This is a genomic window from Paenibacillus cineris (assembly GCF_018333335.1).
Lineage (GTDB): Bacteria > Bacillota > Bacilli > Paenibacillales > Paenibacillaceae > Paenibacillus_AQ > Paenibacillus_AQ favisporus.
The window spans coordinates 514,026-532,043 of record NZ_BORU01000004.1; the positions used below are offsets into that span (position 1 = coordinate 514,026).

The following is an 18,018-nucleotide window of genomic DNA, read 5'->3' on the forward strand; positions in this document are numbered from 1 at the left end:
TCCTATGTTGTCTATTATTTTGCGTCTACCCACCAGTTGATCAGGTGGAAGAAGTATCCGTAAGCCAGGGAGGATTCAGGAGCATCCTCTTCCGCAAATTTCACCTTGCTGCTGTTATACGCGGTTGGCGTACCGTATTGGTACATGAACACGTATGGAAGGTCCGTCGAAATCTCTTGACCGATTTGTTTGTAAATCTCTTTACGCTTCTCTTGGTCTACGACAGCCGTTCCTTCTTCCCACAGCTTGTCGAGTTTTTCGTTCTTATAGAAACCTTGGTTCTGACCAGCCGGCGGGAAGTATTTCGAGCTGAACGTCGTTTCTCCGTCCGGATCCGGGTTGTTCAGGGACCAGCCCATCAGGATTGCCGGGTATTTACCTGGAGTCAGGTTTTGGTCAACCCATGCAGCGAAGTCGAGCGCTTTTGGCACCACTTCGATACCAACATCCTTCAGGTTTTGCTGGATTACGCTCGCCACTTGCTCACGGCGGCTGTTACCCGAGTTGTATTGAAGTTCGAAGGAGAAACGGTGTCCGTCTTTCGTCAGGATGCCGTCGCTGCCTGCAGTCCATCCGTCTTCAGCCAGCAGCTGCTTCGCTTTTTCCGGATCAAAGGCATAGTTGACTGCCGCATCGCCCGGATCTGCCCAGGAACCTGGCAGGAACGGAGCGTTCATCAGCTTGCCTGTGCCTTTCAGAACGTTGTCGATCATACCTTGACGGTTAAGCGCGTAAGCAATCGCTTGTCTTGTTTTTTGTCCAGCCCAAGGAACGAATTTGTCCTTGAAGTTGTCCGGGTTGAAGTTGAATCCGAGGTACTCGTATTGCGGACCTGGCTCCTGGATAACGGTCAAGCCGTCTCTGCTCTTCACGGCGTCGACTTGAGTTACCGGGATACCGCCCAGAAGGTCAACGTCTCCTTTGATAAGGGCTTGAACTTCTGTGTTTTGGTCAGCATAGATTTTATATACGATCTTGTCGATATGAGGCTTAGGACCCCAGTAGTTCGGGTTTCTTTCGAAGGAAAGGTACTGCTTCTGCTTCCACTCTTTCCATACCCAAGGACCGCTGGATACCGTTTTGGCCGGATCGGTTCCGTATACGTTCTTTTGCAGCTCTTCAGGTTTAACGTCCTTCAGGATGTGCTCCGGAACGATTTGGGTAGACAAAACATATTGGAATGGAGCGTAGACTTGTTTCAGCGTAATTTTAACGGTAAGGTCATCCACTTTCTCGATTTTCGTTACCTTGTCAAATCCGGACATTCCAGGGGATCCGACTTTAGGGTCCTTAATCGAATTGAATGTAAAGACGACGTCGTCGGCCGTAATCGCTTCGCCGTCGCTCCATTTCGCCGAATCTTTCAGCTTGATGGTATACGTAAGTCCATCTTCGGAAATCGTCATCGGCTCAGCGGCAATAGACCAAGGCTCGGCTACGACTTCACCTGTACGGTTAATGTCATATAGCTTGGCATACATGAACTCCGCAGCATCACCAGAAGCTGTATCTTGAACGAACAGTGGGTTTACGCTAACGATGTCGGAGAAGCTTCCGTAAGTCAGCGTTCCGCCGTCCACCGGACCGGTCGCCTCTTTCGTTCCCTCCGTGCCCGTATTCGTAGACGATTCTTTGTTCCCCTCGTCTTTAGGTGTGCTGCTTGCATCATCCTTGCTGCCGCATCCTACGAACAGCGTGCTGACTACCGATAATGAAACGAGTAATGAGAGCCATTTTTTCTTGCTTGTCATGTACCATTTTCCTCCCCTTTATGATTTGAAAAATAATGGCGTCCCGCATAAGATACGAGAACAACCCAAGACCTCTCCAATGGTCTTAAGCGAATCTGGCCGCGAAAACCATTAGGGACTTTACACCTACTTCGGTTACCGTAACCGACCCCCGAATGACGTTGAAACAATTCCCCCTCTTGTAGACCTTTCATATTGCAACAAGACGACGGTAGCAAGGTAAAGCAATATATTAAAAAATAATATATCCAGAAGTAAGGCAGGACCGATGCGGGATCGTGCAGCGATAAAGGACGGTTGATTCCGCGACGTGGACGCGCAGTGCATTATAGCGCAATAAAGCATTAATGCTTTAAATGACCATCGGTCAATTTGAATCAGCAAAAAGGACTATATATGAAATGGTTAAAACTTCCTAATAAATTTAATGTAAATAATACGTGTAAATTAATATCACGTCAATATTTTTTTTAGGCGGTTTTAATATATTTTTTAAAATGGCTGAATATTAGCTGTATCAATGGGATTTTGATGAAAGAGGCGATCCGTTTTCACCAAATTTAAATGTTAAAAACAGGAAGGTTTGACGTCTGGAATATCCAAGTTTTCAAAATGTTCAAAGTATAAACCGCTTACATTGAGAATACATAAAAATGCATGTTAGGTTCTGTGACATAATAGCGAGGTTTCTTGCAAATTATGGCAGTCACAGGCTAACAGCATAGGAATCTTCCGCGTCATCTCTTGCAAATCAACAATTGATTACGTTCAAATTTACTGGAACATAAATCATCTGTCAATTATAAAAATAGCTGGTAATTCTGGTAAATAGATGGGAATTACAATATTTATATTGTCAAGGAGCCGGGGTTGCCCGAGGGGGAAAAGCCCCCCCTCACACCCCTATTATAAATCACTTTTTGAATAAATCTATGATGACCAAATTATTCCACAAAATTAAACATACTAGCGCTCAATACCTATCGTTACGATTTCGCAAGGTCCCGCTTCCAGCTCCAAAGACTCAGACAGCTGTTCTACCGAAGCGCCTTCCGTCTCTTCCAGAATGGTCGTTTTATATGCACGGCTCACCGATTGAGGCCATTCCAACCGAAGGCTGGCAGGCTGCTGTTTCATGTTGTACCAACGAAGCATATGATCTCCGGAATCCTCGTTAACGGTCCATGCCGAGAAGGCGACTCCCTCACCGCTCCAGGCAAAAGGAGCATGTACCGCAGACAGATCGCCGGTATGAATTCCGGTTTGCACGCTTGTCCACGGAATTTGGAATTGGTAGGCTTCCGCGTAAGCTCCGGACTCCTCCCCGCTGCCGTCATGCGGAATGATTTCAAGCTGAACGGCATGTTCGCCAAGGCATTGAGCCTCCGGCGTCGGGAACCAGCCCCAGTCGCCCAATTCTCCGACCGAACGCAGCAGCGTGACCGCGATGGTATTCCGGCCGTCCCGCAGCACTTCATACTCGTTCAAGCCGAGGTTGGCTACCGCCAGGCCGGCTGTCTCCCCGCTCACATCGACAAAAGCCTGCTGATGCTGGGCGTTGCTCGGATTCTGCCATTCAATCGCGGGCTGATTATCCCGTGTCACGATTTCAAACATGGAGTCCACGCGGTGCCGGCTGGCTTCAATGTCAGTCGGGAACAATGCGCGGACGCGGTGATCCTTCGCCTGGTTGTTAAACGAGGCCTCCACTTTAACGCCCTTGCCGTCCTTCTCCAGACGTACCAGGGTACGGATCTTCATCGGCACGGTTTCTTTCACCCGTTGAGCCTTGCGCTCTGGATAGTAGACCACTTCGATCTGCTCCTTCTGAAGAAGCTCATCCGCCGATGCCGGTACCTCCCAGTCATGAACGATTTCGAGCGTAGCGCGGTAAGGCGTATCTTCCACAACCCGGATCGATGCTTGCAGATCGCGCGTCGTCAGCGGAGCTTCGCCTTCCGGCTGCTTGTACATGTATTCGTTGCCGATGTCCCCGGTATCCTCGTAAACGAGCAGGTCACGGTATTCGCGTCCGTTTCGCTTGTCGGTTACTGTAAGGCTTCCGTTAGGCTCGGCCGCTACCCGCAGGATGCTATTTTCCATCACGTTGTTCCCGGTGATCAGCGATACTGAAGCATTGTCCGAGTGCTGCGCCGCTGCCTGTCCGGACACGAGTGCGTACGCCCGGAGCCCGTGCGCCGGAACGGCGTTAGCCTGCAGCGTAATTCGCACGGCACGCGCCATATATGGCTGACGGAACCGGTCATCCGGCAGATCGTAGCCGAAGCGCTGGCCCAGATCCTCGAGCGTAAAAGGCACTGGCTTTCCGCTTGGGTCCAGCACCACGCGCTCACCAAGCTCGAGCGCCTGAATCCGGCGGCTGATTTCGTCTAGCGGGATGCCGTCGCGGAAGTAAATCCGCTGTACGTCCAGCTCGACGGATACGGTGCCGGTCCGCTCCCATCCGGTGGTGTTAAACACCACAAATGGCAGCGCATCTTCGCCATACTGCGCGAAGGATGACGTATCCACCGCATCGGCCACCGCCCGCTTGCTGTCATAAATGATCGATTCCGCCACGTCGCGGCTCTTCGCAAAGCGGGTTACCATCTCGCGGTGAACCTCATCGACGCTGCAGCCGCAGATGCTGTCATGCGGATGGTTCTGCATCAGCGTTTTCCATGCATACGTAAACAGATGATGCGGGTAGGCCTGACCGGTCAGGTGGGCATACGCCGCCAGCGGCTCGGCTACCTTTTCCAGCAGCGCCTGGCCATGCTGGTTCATCTGCTTGAGATATACGCGGGCAGACGCCGTGTTCACAAGCGTCCCCCATCCGTCGGTCCGCTGGCTCCGAAGCTCGCCGCGAACGACGGACAGCTCGTTCTCTTGATGGCCTTTGACCGATTCCAAATACTGCGGGAAGTTCGAGTGAACGAACTCCGTGTCCGGGTAGAGCTTGCGCGCAGTCTCCAGCGCCTCAGCCAAATCGGTCTGGATCGGCTGGTGGTCGCAGCCGTTCATGAAGAGAAGCTCCGGCGTCGACGCGTACTTCTCCGCGTCCGCCAGCTTCCGGTCCCAGAACGCCTTCGCCTCTTCGGGATCGGTCGGAATTTCGTTGCCGTTGCTGTACCAATTGGCAAACAGAATGCCGAGCACCTTGGAGCCGTCCGGACCTTCCCAGATGAGCTCCGAGAAAGAAGATTCATATTCAGAATCGGCAACCGTATTGTTAAAGCCGGTCGGCTTGACGCCGCGGCCGAACAAGGCGTTATCGATGCCGGATTGGCGCATCAGCTGCGGCGCCTGGCCGACGATGCCAAAGGTGTCGGGGAAATATCCCACCTTGGAAATTTGTCCGTAACGGCGGGCGTCCTTATGGCCGATTTGCATGTTGCGGATGTTGGCCTCGCCGCTGGTCAGGAACGCATCCTGCAGAATATACCACGGGCCGATGAAAATGCGGCCTTCGCGGATGTATTTTTCAAGCCGTTCCTTCTGCTCGGGACGCACCTGAAGGTAATCCTCCAGAATGATCGTTTGCCCGTCCAGGTAAAAGCTCTTGTACTCCGTATCGTTCTCCAACGTATCCATAAGCACGTCCATCAGACGGATGAGACGGACATGATGTTTTTCATAGGGCAAATACCATTCCCGGTCCCAGTGAGTATGGGAGATGATATGCGCCTTTCGTTTCGGCTTGTTTGACATAGAAATCGGGTCTCCTTTCCTTGGGCGGCTTGTTCCTGATCGGAACTCTCATCCCCTGCTTGCAGATCAACATATTGGGCTAAGGTCCAGCTTATAGCCAAACCCTGCCCTGGATAAATTTGCACTGTCATAGATGGCCGGATGCTGGCATGGATGACTTACGGACATCATCATCTCCTTCCGCAAGTGTCCATCCATCGCGTACAAATTAACATTCAAAGTAAGTCTGAAATATAACCTATATATAATAGAAGAAAAAAATTTGGCGATCCGTACATCAGACGATTTCTGCAGGCCTGAACCTTCGATTAAAAGTTTATAAAAAACCCCTGCCGATTGCCCAGTTTTGGTGATCAATCCCAAAGAACTCCCCAAATAGGAGGACGCCATGGGCCCAACATTCAAAAGCCGGCTATTGCTGCCAAAATGCCTTTAGCCCAATAAGACTGCGGGCTTCCTGCCGGAATAACACCGGCCCCTAAAAACAACTGTCCATTCACAGTGGACATAAACCTTACCTCCGATACGGCAGTGAGAAGGGGCAGGATCCCTGGATCCAGCACCAAAATTATCCTTTTCCCCCTGCCCTGCAAGGATTGGTTTGATGCCCATCCCGTTTGCCCCGATGGCTCCACCTTTGCAAAAGTTCCTGACGATCGCCTACCCCTTTATTGTACAAATCAACTCAACGTGTTTAATCTACTTGGATGTCAACCTCGTCCGGCCGGTACACGGCCGTAATGCGGCCCTCCCGGTCGGCGGCAAACAACACGCTGCGGTCGCTCTCGAGCGTAAAGCTGTAGACGGCTCCGGTCTGCGGGTCCTTGACCTGTACCGGGGCATCCCAGCCGTACTCGGAGACGAACACGTACAAGCTGCCGTCCTTGAAGCTGAGCTTCCGGCCGTACACGCCCGGCAGGTCCCCGCCGGCCAACCACTCGAGCTCACGCTCCACGCCGGCTGCGGCAGCCGCGTACCGGTACAGCTCAAGGATCGGCTCGTCCCGGCCGTTCAGCTCGAGCGGCAGCGGGCTCCAGATGAGCCGGCCCTTGCCCAGCGGCACGTCCACGAGCGCGTCCATGCTTGCGCCGGTCCCTGCGGCCGGGATTTCCTTCGCCACCTCGGCGATCCGACGGTGCCCAAAGGATACCGGCAGCAGACGGCCATTCACGCCGAGCATTTCCTCCCGGCGCACATTGGCAAGCCGGCGCTCGCCGAGGACGGCGTCGAGGCGCGTCGTCGGACGCCAGTAGGCGTCCAGGCCGAGCGGGCCGGTGGCGAGCAGCGTCGCGCCGGTCTCCTTGACGAGCTCCAGCAGCTCGTCCAGCGCCCGGCTGTCCATGTTATGCGGGCTCGGCAGCAGGATCAGCTTCGGCGCCTTCTGCCGCAGCGCGTCCAGATGGTATTCCGACGCCGCACGGAACGGCAGCTTCAGGTCATAGGCCAGCAGCCGGGTCAGCCGCGTCGTCGACTGGAACGCAAATGCGCGGTTCGAGAAGTCGTTGGAGTACGGGAAGACGGCGACGATGTCCTCGAGCTCCCGGTCCGTAAACAAGTCCCGCGTGGCCGCGATGAAGCGTCCAAAGTCGTAGGATACGTCCGCTTCCGGCTTCTCCGTGCCATCGGCGCGGAGGGCTCCGATATGCGATTCGTTGGCGTTGTCCATATAGAAGTTCGTATTCCAGATCCAGTGGATCGCACCGGCCCCCCCGGTAGAGAAGGCGTAGGCGTATTTCCGCTCCAGAATGCTGCGCAGCTCGGCTTCGGACCGCTTGGCGCGGCCGTCCGGCGTTTCTACGTACATAATGCCGGTTTCCTGAACCAGGTTCGGTTTATCCGGCGTTTTGGTGAAAATGCCGTCCCATACCAGATAGTCGTTCAGCCACCAGGAGTGCACCGTCGTATAATCGACGGCCTGCTCATAGAAGAACGGAGATGGGCGCTGGGCGCCGAGCGCTTCGTCCTGCCCGACGGTCACCAAATGGTCAGGGCACAGCTCCTTGATCGTGCCGACGAGCTGCTCCGCCCACCGGTTGTGCATATCCATCGAGAACAGGCAGTAATCGAGCCATCTCGTTCCCTTCTTGGCTTTGTGCATATCCTGCACGTCGAAGTTGATCTCTTCCGCTTCCGGAATGGATACCGAAGCAAAGTCGGGCAGCTGGTCCGGTGTCATGTTCCATGCTTCCTGGAGGCTGCGGATATCGCCGTGACGGCGCTCCAGCCACTCCACGAACGCCTGGTGCTCAAACGGATCCCGGGCGGAACGCGGTCCCTCCGAGAAAATCCGCGGCGGATCAAACATCGACGGTTCGTTAATCAAATCCCAGTCCACATGCGTCGTGGCCGTGTGGCGGCTGACGATGCTGCGGATGAAGCGTTTCTGGGCCTCGACGCTCTGCGGGTCGAGATAAGGGTTCAGCCCTTCCCACGTCTCCGGCGTAAAGGAGAAGAACGTAAAGGTCACCTGCAGGCCATGGCGCTTGGCTGTCAGGAAGAAGGCGTCGATCGCGCGCAGCACTTCCTCCGAGGCATGGCCGTCGACCTGCATAATATTCCGGTAAGCCGTCCAGACGCCGGTGCGGATCCAGTTGATGCCCGCTTTGGCCATCTGGGCCATGTCCCGCTCCCATACGTCCACGTTCGGCAGGAAGAGGAACTTACGCGCCACGTCGGAGGTCATGTACGTCATGCCCACAACGGGCAGCGGCCGCCCGTCTTTGATGAAATAGTCGCGGCTGCGGGTAATCGGCGAGCCCTCGGCCAGAAGGAGGTCGTCACGGCCCCAGAAGCCCTGGCGCAGCATGCGAATCTCGCCGTCCGGTCCCTCTGCGCGGCACACGATGCGGTACAGCCCGCTCTTCAAGGCCAGAGGCACCGGAATGCGCACGAAGTTCTGCTCCTTCGTCACCTGCGTCTGGAACCGGTGGGTCCAGGCCTCTCCGCGTCCGCCCTCATGGCTTACTTCCAGCTCAAAGCTCCACAGCTCAGGCGCCGCACTGCGCGATTCCCCGCGCTGCAAAATCTGCGTCTGCAGCGTCAGCACGGCGTGTTCCCCGGCTTCGTACGAAGCATAATTCGGCTTCAGCGACAGCTCGGTCACGCCCCGGGCGCAGAAACGCGCCCAGTCGATCAGGTGCGCAGCACCCTTCCCGCTCCAGAACGCTTCGGTCAGCGGCAGGAACACGAACATCCAGCGCGAGCCGGCGAACGTCACGCGGGAGTTCTCCCACAGCACGATCGGCGCGGCGATCTCGCGCCCTTCGGCGCTGAGGCCGGTAAGCAGCGGATAGATCTGCGTGCTCATCGGGCCGGCTGAGCCCATCTGCTGCGGTAAATCGGCGCTTTTGGTCGTATGCGGTACCAGGTTCCAGGCATCTGCCAGCTCAAACAGACCTTCTTGGCCGTTCAGCAGCGGGATGCGGTCCGAAACGGCGAGTTTCGTGACTTTACTTGTGTCAACCCGCAGCGCTTCGTGAATATAGAGTTCCTGATGATAGGCGGTTTGCTCGGTCTCCGACACCCAGGACCCGTTATCCCGTACCACAGGAATTTTAAAAGGCGCCCCGCCTGCACTGATCAGGCTGCCTCCCCGATGCAGGAAGGCGGAAATTTCCGTCCAGGCAGTCTTTGGAAAATAAGGCGCGTGCAAATTGACAAAACAACCTTGATCCACTCCGCGAAGCGCGTCAGCCAGTTCTTCGGCGCGAACGACCGCCACTTCTGCGGCATGCTGGAAGTCTCCGGCCTGCGGGAGCTTGCCCGCAGCCGGGAAATCCGGATCGCATAGAATGATGATATGCCGGCTCATAGCAGACCGTCCTTCATGGCCTTATACACGAGCTGGGAGAACAGGCTGTTAGACCAGGCGAACCATTTTCGCGTAAAAGTGGTCGGATCGTCAGCGTGGAACCCTTCATGCATGAAACCTGTATCCGCATCGGTCGCTTCCAGCATGGCGATCATCTCCAGCTTCTCTTCAGCCGTCTGCGCGGTCAATCCCTGCATGGACAAGGCCATATGCCAGATATAGCCCTCGGGAGTGTGCGGGCTGCCGATGCCCTTGGCCGCTTTGCCCTCGAAGTAGAACGGATTTTCTTTGCTGAGCGCAAACCGTCTCGTATTTTGATAAATCGGATCGTTCGCCGTTGTGTATCCCAAGTAAGGGATGGACATCAGGCCCGGCGTACCGGCGTCGTCCATCAGGCAGTAGTTGCCGTAGCCGTCGGTCTCGTAGGCGTAGATCGGCCCGAACTGCGGATGGCGGTAAATGCCGTACAGCTGAATACCGTAGTTGACTTCGATCTCCAGCTCTTTAAGCTCAGCGAGCATGTCCATATCGCGGAAGACCCACTCGGCGAACTCCTGCATTTGGCGCAGCGCCACGACCGCAAACATATTGCCCGGAATGTTGTAATGGAAGTCGCAAGCGTCGTCGCTGGAGCGGAAGCCCGACCAGATCATACCTGTGTAGTTAACCGGCATGCCCATTCCGTTATTGCGCAGGGAGTCGGTCAGGATGCCGTTGTTGCGCGTAAAGCGGTACGGAGACTTCTCGAAGTGGTGCTGCTCCGTTTTGAACACGTCGATGATGGCGCGCATGGCCTTTTTGAAATTGGCATCGAAAATATCGGTCAGCTCGGTTTCCTTCCAGTACAGGTACGCCAGACGAATGACGAAGCACAACGAATCGATCTCAAATTTGCGCTCCCACACCCATGGGGACATGTCCGTTTCGTCCGTCGTATTCCAGTGCCAGTCATTGGCCGACTCATTGAACGCATTGGCGTACGGGTCGATCAAGACGTAGTGAACATGGCGTTTGATCAAACCGCCGATAATGCGCTGCAGATCCTGGTCTTCCTTAGCAAAAGGTACGTAATGGACGACCTGCTCCACGGAATCGCGCAGCCAGGAGGCTGGGATGTCTCCTGTAATGACGAAGGTCGTTCCGTCGTCCATCAGCTTAGTCGTCGTTTCCAGCGTATTTGGAAAGCAGTTTTTGAACAGCTGCAGCAGCTTCGGCCGGTGGGCCAGCTTCTGCTCGGCTTCTTTAATTACGTCCTGGATCGCCTGCGGCATCTCCAGCGCCGGCATCGGTATTTTAGGAAGTCTGAATTGTTCCAAAGCGATACGCCCCTTTACTTGGCTGAATTGTAGAGTGTAATGATGTCACATCAAATCATCTATTGTTATACGATCTATACCAAACTTCTATATATTGCGTTAATCAACCTGCTTAAGCAGGACGGTTTTAATTTCATAAGGGGCAAAAGACAGTTGCAGTTTCCCCTCCTGAAGCTGCAGCGGATGGGCCGGCTCCTCCAGCGCGTTGGACAGATAAGCCTCTGTGATGGCACCCGGCCATGTCAGCTCGATCTGTTCGCGTCCACCGGTCGATTCATAGAACCGCAGGATGACGCCGCTTCCGTCTTCGGACGGTTTCACCGTGTCGAGCACGACATGCCCACCGGATAGAGAAATCAGCGATCCCGTAGACGGTCGTGAGCCTTGTGCACCGGACTCCGCCTGGCGAACCGGCATGTCCACGTTCAGCTCCGCCGCCTGACGGACGGTGTGCGACTCCCTCCAGCCGCCTTGATGCGGCAGCAAGGAGTAGGTGAAGTCATGCTCGCCAAGGTCTGCCGTCACGTCCGGCCACTTCGGCGCCCGCAGCAGAGACAGACGGATCGTGCTGCCCTGAACGTCATAACCGTATTTGCAGTCGTTCAGCAGGCTGACGCCGTATCCATGCTCCGACACGTCCACGAAGCGGTGTCCGCATACCTCGTACTGCGCCTGCTCCCAGCTCGTGTTCCGGTGGGTGGCGCGCTCAAGGGAACCAAATGGAATTTCGTAGGTCGCCTTATCGGTGACCACATCGACCGGAAAGCCCACTTTCAGAAGCTTGTGCGCCTCGTTCCAGTGAACATGCGTTTTGAAATCGATCCGCCGGTCATGGTGATAGAAAATCATGTCCTGCGTGATTTCGGATTGGCCGATCTTCCAGTTGAAGCGGAGCACGTCTTTAGTGCGTCCGGCCAGAACCAGCCGCTTCTCGAGCAGCTCCGCCTCACCGGCCGGCTGCTGTTCGTAGCGGGTGTCAATGTCCCAAGCGTCCCACAGCGTCGGACGGTCGTGGAAGAAGTAGAACCGGTTGGCGCGTTCCCCTTGCTTCACGACTTCGCGGCCGGCAGCCTTATCCAGCAAGCTGGTAATTTCGCCACGCTCGTTGAACCGCACAAGGTAAGCGGAAGTCTCCCACGTATCGCCGAATGACTGAATCCCCGCGGAGTCAGCATTCACGGCGGCTTCCGGCTTCACCCACACGGTTTTGTAACCCAGTGCCGGTACGTCGGGAACCCGGACGGAGATGCCGCCTTCGACAGCGTCCGTCTCCAGGCGCGTGCCGTGCTTGTCATAAGCGGCCAAGGCGCCTTCGCCTTGTTCGGCTTCGATATGAACCACAGCGCTCCGGCTCCATCCGAGACTGTTGAAGACAACGTACGGAGTGCCCTCCTTGCCGGAAGTATCGATATCCGACACCAGCGTGTTCAGCCCTTCGTTCAAGGCGTGTTCTCCCTTGGCGAAAATTTCGCCGTATTCCTTATCCGACGTTTCATACGTTTCGGTAATCGCTGAGCCCGGAATGATGTCATGGAACTGGTTCAGCAGGATCAGCTTCCAGCCGTCATGCAGCTGCTGCGTCACCTCTGTACGGTCGGCCGCATCCATGTTCGGCCCAGCCAGCGTGTTCCACAGCTCGGCTTCCCGGTACAGCACCTCCGCCTTGCGGTTGCTGCGTTTGTTGCGGGCATGCGTCGTATACGTGCCGCGGTGCAGCTCCAGGTAGAGATCGCCGCGCCACGTCGGAAGCACCGGACCCGCCTGCTCGATGCTCTCGAAGAACTTGGCCGCCGTACTGTAACGGCTTGCCGGCTGCCCGACCATCAGATCGGACCGGTCGATGTACTCCAGCATCTCGCGGGTGACACCACCGCCGCCGTCCCCGTGTCCGTACAAGAGCATCTGCTCGGGATGCAGCGCCTTTTCCCGATAGGACTGCCAGTGATCGTGAACATCCTTTGGCAGTGTGTGTTCGTTCACGCCATGGTTCAGATAAGACAAAATCGGCGTTCCATCGATGCCGACCCAATGGAACAAATCGTATGGGAACAGGTTGGTGTCGTTCCAACCGAGCTTGGTCGTCATGAAATAATCCACTTTGCCGTGCTTCAAAATTTGTGGCAGCGATGCGCAGTAGCCAAACGTGTCCGGCAGCCATTCGATATTCGACATCCGGCCGAATTCCTCCTGGTAGAACCGCTGGCCGTACAGCATCTGCCGGATCAGTGATTCGCCGCTCGGCAGATTCAGGTCGGGCTCGACCCACATGCCGCCGACCAGCTCCCAGCGTCCTTCCACGATCCGCGCCTTGACCCGTTCGAACAGCTCGGGATCGTTTTCCTTCAGAAAGGCGAAGAGCTGCGGCTGGCTTTGCGTGTACCGGTACTCCGGATATTCCTCCATCAGCCGGTCGACCGTCGAGAACGTGCGGCTCGCCTTGCGGACCGTTTCGCGGACAGGCCACAGCCAGGCGATATCGATGTGCGACTGGCCGACCATATGCTCCAGCCCCTCGGCATTGCCGCCTACTTCCTGGACGTCCGCTCTAAGCGCCGCCTCGATTTCGGCAACGTCCCTGCCATCACGGATGGCCGCCGCATCCAGGTTCACGAACCGGTCCATCGCCCGGTACAGCACTTCCATCAGGCGCACGCGGCGGAAGTCTTCCTGCGGCAGCAGCACCAGCGAGTCACGCACGACGGTGACTGTATACATCAGGCTCAGCACCGCATGATTCGGCCGCACAAGCAGGCTCGTGACCGACGTGATCGGCGGGTTGATGACGGCCTGCTGGTTCAATGGATCGACCGGCTCCGGAACCGGATCAAACAACTCGATTTCGAGTTCCGGCGTCTCTCCGATCACTGCAGGATCGAGCGTTACATACGTATGATTGCGGTCGAGGCCCTGGTAGGAAACCCCGTTGACGCGCAGAAGCCCTTCTCCGCCCGAAGCAAAGACGAGCCCGAACGGCTCGGATGGCCAGCCTTCCGGCAGCTCAAGCCGGGTCCGGAAGAAATATGTCGTTCCTTGCTTGCTTGGAAAAGAGGCCAGCCCCTTCCCTTCCGGGTAAGGAGCCGTATTCTCATATTCGCCAGGCAATTTGTAGTAAGAGCGGGTGATGTCCCAGCTGCGGAGCTCTGTCTGCTCGAGCCAGCGGTTGTCCGATAATTCACGGATAAAGCGTCTGATCCGTTCCATTTATTTACCCTCCCGCACGGCCAACTCCGTGCTTATCGTGTCGTTTACATGTCTGCCGACATGGATCCGGAACAGCCCCGTTTCCACGACGGGCTTCAGGTCCCTGCCCACGTACTGCAGCTGTTCCCTGCCGATCTTAAATTCCACGGTCCGGGACTCACCCGGTTCAAGTTCCACTTTCGTAAACCCTTTGAGCTCCATCAACGGACGGCTTGCGGCGCTCACGCTATCTGAAATGTACAGCTGCACGACTTCCGCTCCGGTACGGCTGCCGGTGTTTGTCACGTTCACCGACACGGTTGCCGTTTCGTCTTCCGTTATCGAATCGGCGCTGATGCGGAGCTGATCGTAACCAAAGGTCGTATAACTGAGGCCATAGCCGAACGGGTAACGCGGCTTCGAGTCCTCTTCCATATACCGCTTGCCCCGCGAGCGTTTGCCGTTGTAATATACCGGCAGCTGGCCGACATGCTTCGGAATTGATACGGTAAGCCGTCCGGACGGATTGACGTCGCCGAACAAAATGTCCGCCACCGCGTGTCCGCCCTCCTGCCCCGGATACCAAGCCTCCAGAATCGCGTCGGCATGCTCGTCCACCCATGGCTCAGCAATCGGACGGCCGTTGATATACACCACGACGAGGCGTTTGCCGAGTTTATGGATTTCCTGAATCAGTTCCAGCTGCACGCCTGCCAATCCCAGCGTCATGCGGTCGATGCCTTCGCCGCACTCCATATCGTTCCAGGAGTTGTCCGACACCTTCGAAGCCCCGGTCTTCAGGTCGATCGTGCCTTCGCCGAAATCGCGGGCGCTCGATCCACCCATCACCATCACCACGGTGTCTGCCTGAGACGCGCAGGACAGCGCCGTGTCAAATCCTTCCCGGGAATCGCCTTTAATCCGGCAGCCCGGCGCATACAGCACCCGGCCGGATTCGGCGCCGAGCTTCGCCCGGATGCCCTTCAGCACGGTCGCCACTTTGTCCGCCGGCTGCGGCGACGTGTAATCGCCCAGCTGGTTATAGCCGTGGTCTGCGTTCGGACCGATCACCGCAATGGTGCCCGCCCGCTTGTCCAGCGGCAGTGCATTCTTCTCGTTCTTCAAGAGAATGATGCCTTCCTCCGCCAGCTTGCGTGCCAGCTGCACATGCTCGCTTTGGCCAATGACCTGCTCAGCCCGCTCCGGATCCACATATGGCCGGTCAAACAAGCCCAGCTTGAACTTGAGTACCAGCACCCGCAGCACCGCCCGGTCCAGGACACCAATGCCAAGCTTGCCCTGGCTGACCGCCTCCAGCAGATACCGGCCGAACATTTCGCCGGACATCTCCATATCGATGCCCGCCTTGATGGCCTGAACGGCGGCGTCCATGCCGTCTTCCGCCACGTCATGTCCCGCGGCCAGCATATCGATGGCCCCACAGTCGGTGATGACCATGCCGTCAAATCCCCACTGCTTGCGGAGGACGTCCTCCAGCAGTTCCGTGTTGACCGTGCATGGCACACCGTCAATTTCGTTATAAGCCGGCATGATGGACACAGCGCCGGCTTCCACTGCTTTCTTGAACGGATACAGGTCCACCTCAAGCAGCTCGCGCCAGCCCATGTGCACGGGGCCGGCGTTGCGTCCGCCTTCGGAGCTGCCGTATCCGACAAAATGCTTCAGCGTCGCAGCAACGCTCGCGTCGCTGTCCAGAGCCTCGCCCTGAAGCCCCTGGACCGATGCGGCGGCAAATTCGCCGATCAGGTAAGGGTCTTCGGCGAAGCACTCCTCCGTGCGCCCCCAGCGGGGATCGCGCACGACGTCCAGCACCGGCGAGTAGGTCACCGCCCCGCCTTGCGCCCGCGTCTCCGCGGCGACGGCGCGGCACATCTCGCGGTACAAATCGACGTTCCACGTGCTCCCGAGCAGCAGCGGCACCGGATACACCGTGCCGTCGATCGCCATATGCCCGTGCGAGCACTCCTCCCCGATCAGGATCGGAATGCCGAGTCGGGAATTCTCAATGGCATAACGCTGAATTTCGTTAACCGCCTCCGCACCTTCCTTGGCGGACAGGCCGTTCTCCAGCGTGACGCCGGTCCACGGATCGGCGCGCAGCACCCCGTACAGGGAACCGACACCGCCATTTTGGACTTGCTGCTTAAAAGACTCCGTTAATTCAATCTTCCCATCTCTATGTTCATAGGTTTGCCAGCCGAACGGCTGCACGAGCTGGCCGACCTTTTCTTCCAAAGTCATCAGACCTAGCAAATGCCGGGCCCTCTCCACAGCTGGTTTCGTCTTGTCTTTGTAAATCAACATCTCGACTTCTCTCCTGTCTCCCTAAAGTGATGTTGTTTATTATTCTTTGACGGCACCTACGGTAAGTCCTTGTACAAAATAACGTTGGAAGAACGGATATGCAAAAATAATTGGCAGCGTAGCGAGCACGACCATCGCCATACGGGACGTATCCTGCGGAATGGACTGCAGTGCAGCCATGCTGAGCGAGCTGTTGGCCGAGTTTTGCTGAATGAACTGAATGCTGGATTCGATCCGCATCAGCATCGATTGCAGCGGCACCAGGTTCGGATTGTCGATATAGAGCAAGGCATTAAACCAGTCATTCCAATACCCTAGCGTACTGAACAGTCCGATCGTCGCCAGACCTGGCAAAGACAACGGCAGCACGATGCGAAGGAAAATGTAGAAATCGCCCGCGCCGTCGATCCGGCCCGATTCGATAATCGCCTCCGGTACGCTGGTGCTGTAGAACGTACGCAGGATCATGATATAAAAAGCGTTCATCGCGAGCGGCAAAATCAGCGCCCACAGGGTATCTTTTAATCCGAGCAATTGCGACACAACCATGTACGTCGGAATCATCCCGCCGTTAAACAGCATGGTAAGAATCGCGAATACGGAGAAAAATCTGCGGTAGCGGAAACTTTTCCGTGAAATCGCATAGGCGTACAGCGAGATCAGGATCAAGCTGACGAGCGTACCCACGACGGTAACGAGGATCGTCACGCCATAGGAACGAAGCAGCGTGTCGCCGCTTTGAAATACGAATTTGTAAGCCTCGAAGCTCCATTTGGCCGGGATCAGACGGTAGCCGTCCGTTGCCAGCGTTTTTTCATCGGTTAACGAGATAATGACGACGAACAGAAAAGGAAATACGCACAAGAAGGAAAAGATTGCCGCAATCGTATGAAGAACAGCGTTCGCGCCGCGCGAAACATGATGAAAATCCCGTTTTTTTCTTTGAATGACCTCCGCCATAACCTGACACTCCCTTCAAAAAATGATTTAGAATAATGCGCTGTCCTTGTCGATTTTGCGGACGACAAAGTTGGACACGATCACGAGTACAAAGCCGACAACCGATTGGTACAGGCCTGCAGCGGTACTCATACCGATTTCGCCAGTTGTTTTCAGACCGCGGTATACGTACGTATCGATAACGTTGGTTACGGAGTACAGCGTACCCGAGTCTCTTGGAACCTGGTAGAACAGACCGAAGTCGGCGTAGAAGATCCGGCCCACTGCGAGCAGCGTCATGATAATGATGATCGGAGAGAGCATCGGAATCGTAATGTTCTTGATTTGCTGCCACTTGCTGGCGCCGTCGATCATGGCCGCTTCATACAGGGATTTGTCGATACCCATGATGGAGGCGAGATACACGACGCTGTTATAACCGACGGATTTCCAAAGACTGACGAAGACAAGGATATACGGCCAATATTTTGGATCGGAATACCACTGAACCGGCTCGGCGCCGAACCAGCCAAGGATTTGGTTGATCATCCCGCGGTCCATGCTCAGGAAGCTGAATGCAAAGTATCCGACGATGACCCAGGACAGGAAGTAAGGAAGGAACATCCCGGTCTGATAAATTTTCGCCATCGTTTTGCCGACCAGCTCGGAGAGCAGAACTGCCATGGCTACGGACAGGATCAATCCAAGGATAATAAAAGCCAGGTTGTACAATAACGTGTTACGCGTAATCGTGTAGGCGTCATTGGTGCTGAACAGGAACTTAAAGTTGTCCCAACCTACCCACTCACTCTTGCTGATACTGGCCCAGAAGCCTTCCCGGTTGAAACGGTATTGCTTGAATGCCACGATCGTACCCACCAGCGGCAGGTAGGAAAAGAAGAAAAACCAAATGGCACCGGGCAGCACCATAAACAGCATGACTTTGTTTCTAATGAGGTTTTTGAAAAATGCGGCCATTCTGTTT

At 55.9% G+C, this 18,018-nt stretch carries 8 protein-coding genes; all 8 read right to left on the reverse strand.

What is annotated here, in order from left to right; translation table 11 throughout:
* Nucleotides 1-14: 14 nt before the first annotated feature.
* On the reverse strand, nt 15-1,751 hold the full coding sequence (locus tag KI379_RS29075) for a peptide-binding protein (RefSeq protein ID WP_076172464.1): 1,737 nt from the start codon (nt 1,749-1,751) through the stop codon (nt 15-17).
* Nucleotides 1,752-2,717: 966 nt separating this feature from the next.
* The gene (locus KI379_RS29080) at nt 2,718-5,462 is read right to left on the reverse strand and encodes an alpha-mannosidase (RefSeq protein ID WP_212985747.1); all 2,745 of its coding nucleotides are present in this window, start codon (nt 5,460-5,462) and stop codon (nt 2,718-2,720) included.
* A gap of 694 nt (nt 5,463-6,156) precedes the next feature.
* Nucleotides 6,157-9,273, reverse strand: a complete 3,117-nt coding sequence (locus tag KI379_RS29085) for a beta-galactosidase (protein ID WP_212985748.1) — start codon at nt 9,271-9,273, stop codon at nt 6,157-6,159.
* A complete protein-coding gene (locus KI379_RS29090) occupies nt 9,270-10,589 on the reverse strand; it encodes a glycoside hydrolase family 125 protein (RefSeq protein WP_212985749.1) in 1,320 nt (439 codons plus the stop codon). The genes KI379_RS29085 and KI379_RS29090 overlap by 4 nt, the downstream gene beginning before the upstream one ends.
* Before the next feature lie 99 nt (nt 10,590-10,688).
* Nucleotides 10,689-13,790 carry an alpha-mannosidase gene (locus KI379_RS29095; protein ID WP_212985750.1) on the reverse strand — a complete coding sequence of 1,034 codons (3,102 nt, stop codon included), beginning with the start codon at nt 13,788-13,790 and terminating at the stop codon, nt 10,689-10,691.
* On the reverse strand, nt 13,791-16,094 hold the full coding sequence (locus KI379_RS29100) for a glycoside hydrolase family 3 N-terminal domain-containing protein (protein WP_212985751.1): 2,304 nt from the start codon (nt 16,092-16,094) through the stop codon (nt 13,791-13,793).
* Nucleotides 16,095-16,133: 39 nt separating this feature from the next.
* On the reverse strand, nt 16,134-17,054 hold the full coding sequence (locus KI379_RS29105) for a carbohydrate ABC transporter permease (protein WP_076172477.1): 921 nt from the start codon (nt 17,052-17,054) through the stop codon (nt 16,134-16,136).
* Between the two features lie 27 nt (nt 17,055-17,081).
* The gene (locus tag KI379_RS29110; RefSeq protein ID WP_076172479.1) at nt 17,082-18,011 is read right to left on the reverse strand and encodes an ABC transporter permease; all 930 of its coding nucleotides are present in this window, start codon (nt 18,009-18,011) and stop codon (nt 17,082-17,084) included.
* Nucleotides 18,012-18,018: the final 7 nt, after the last annotated feature.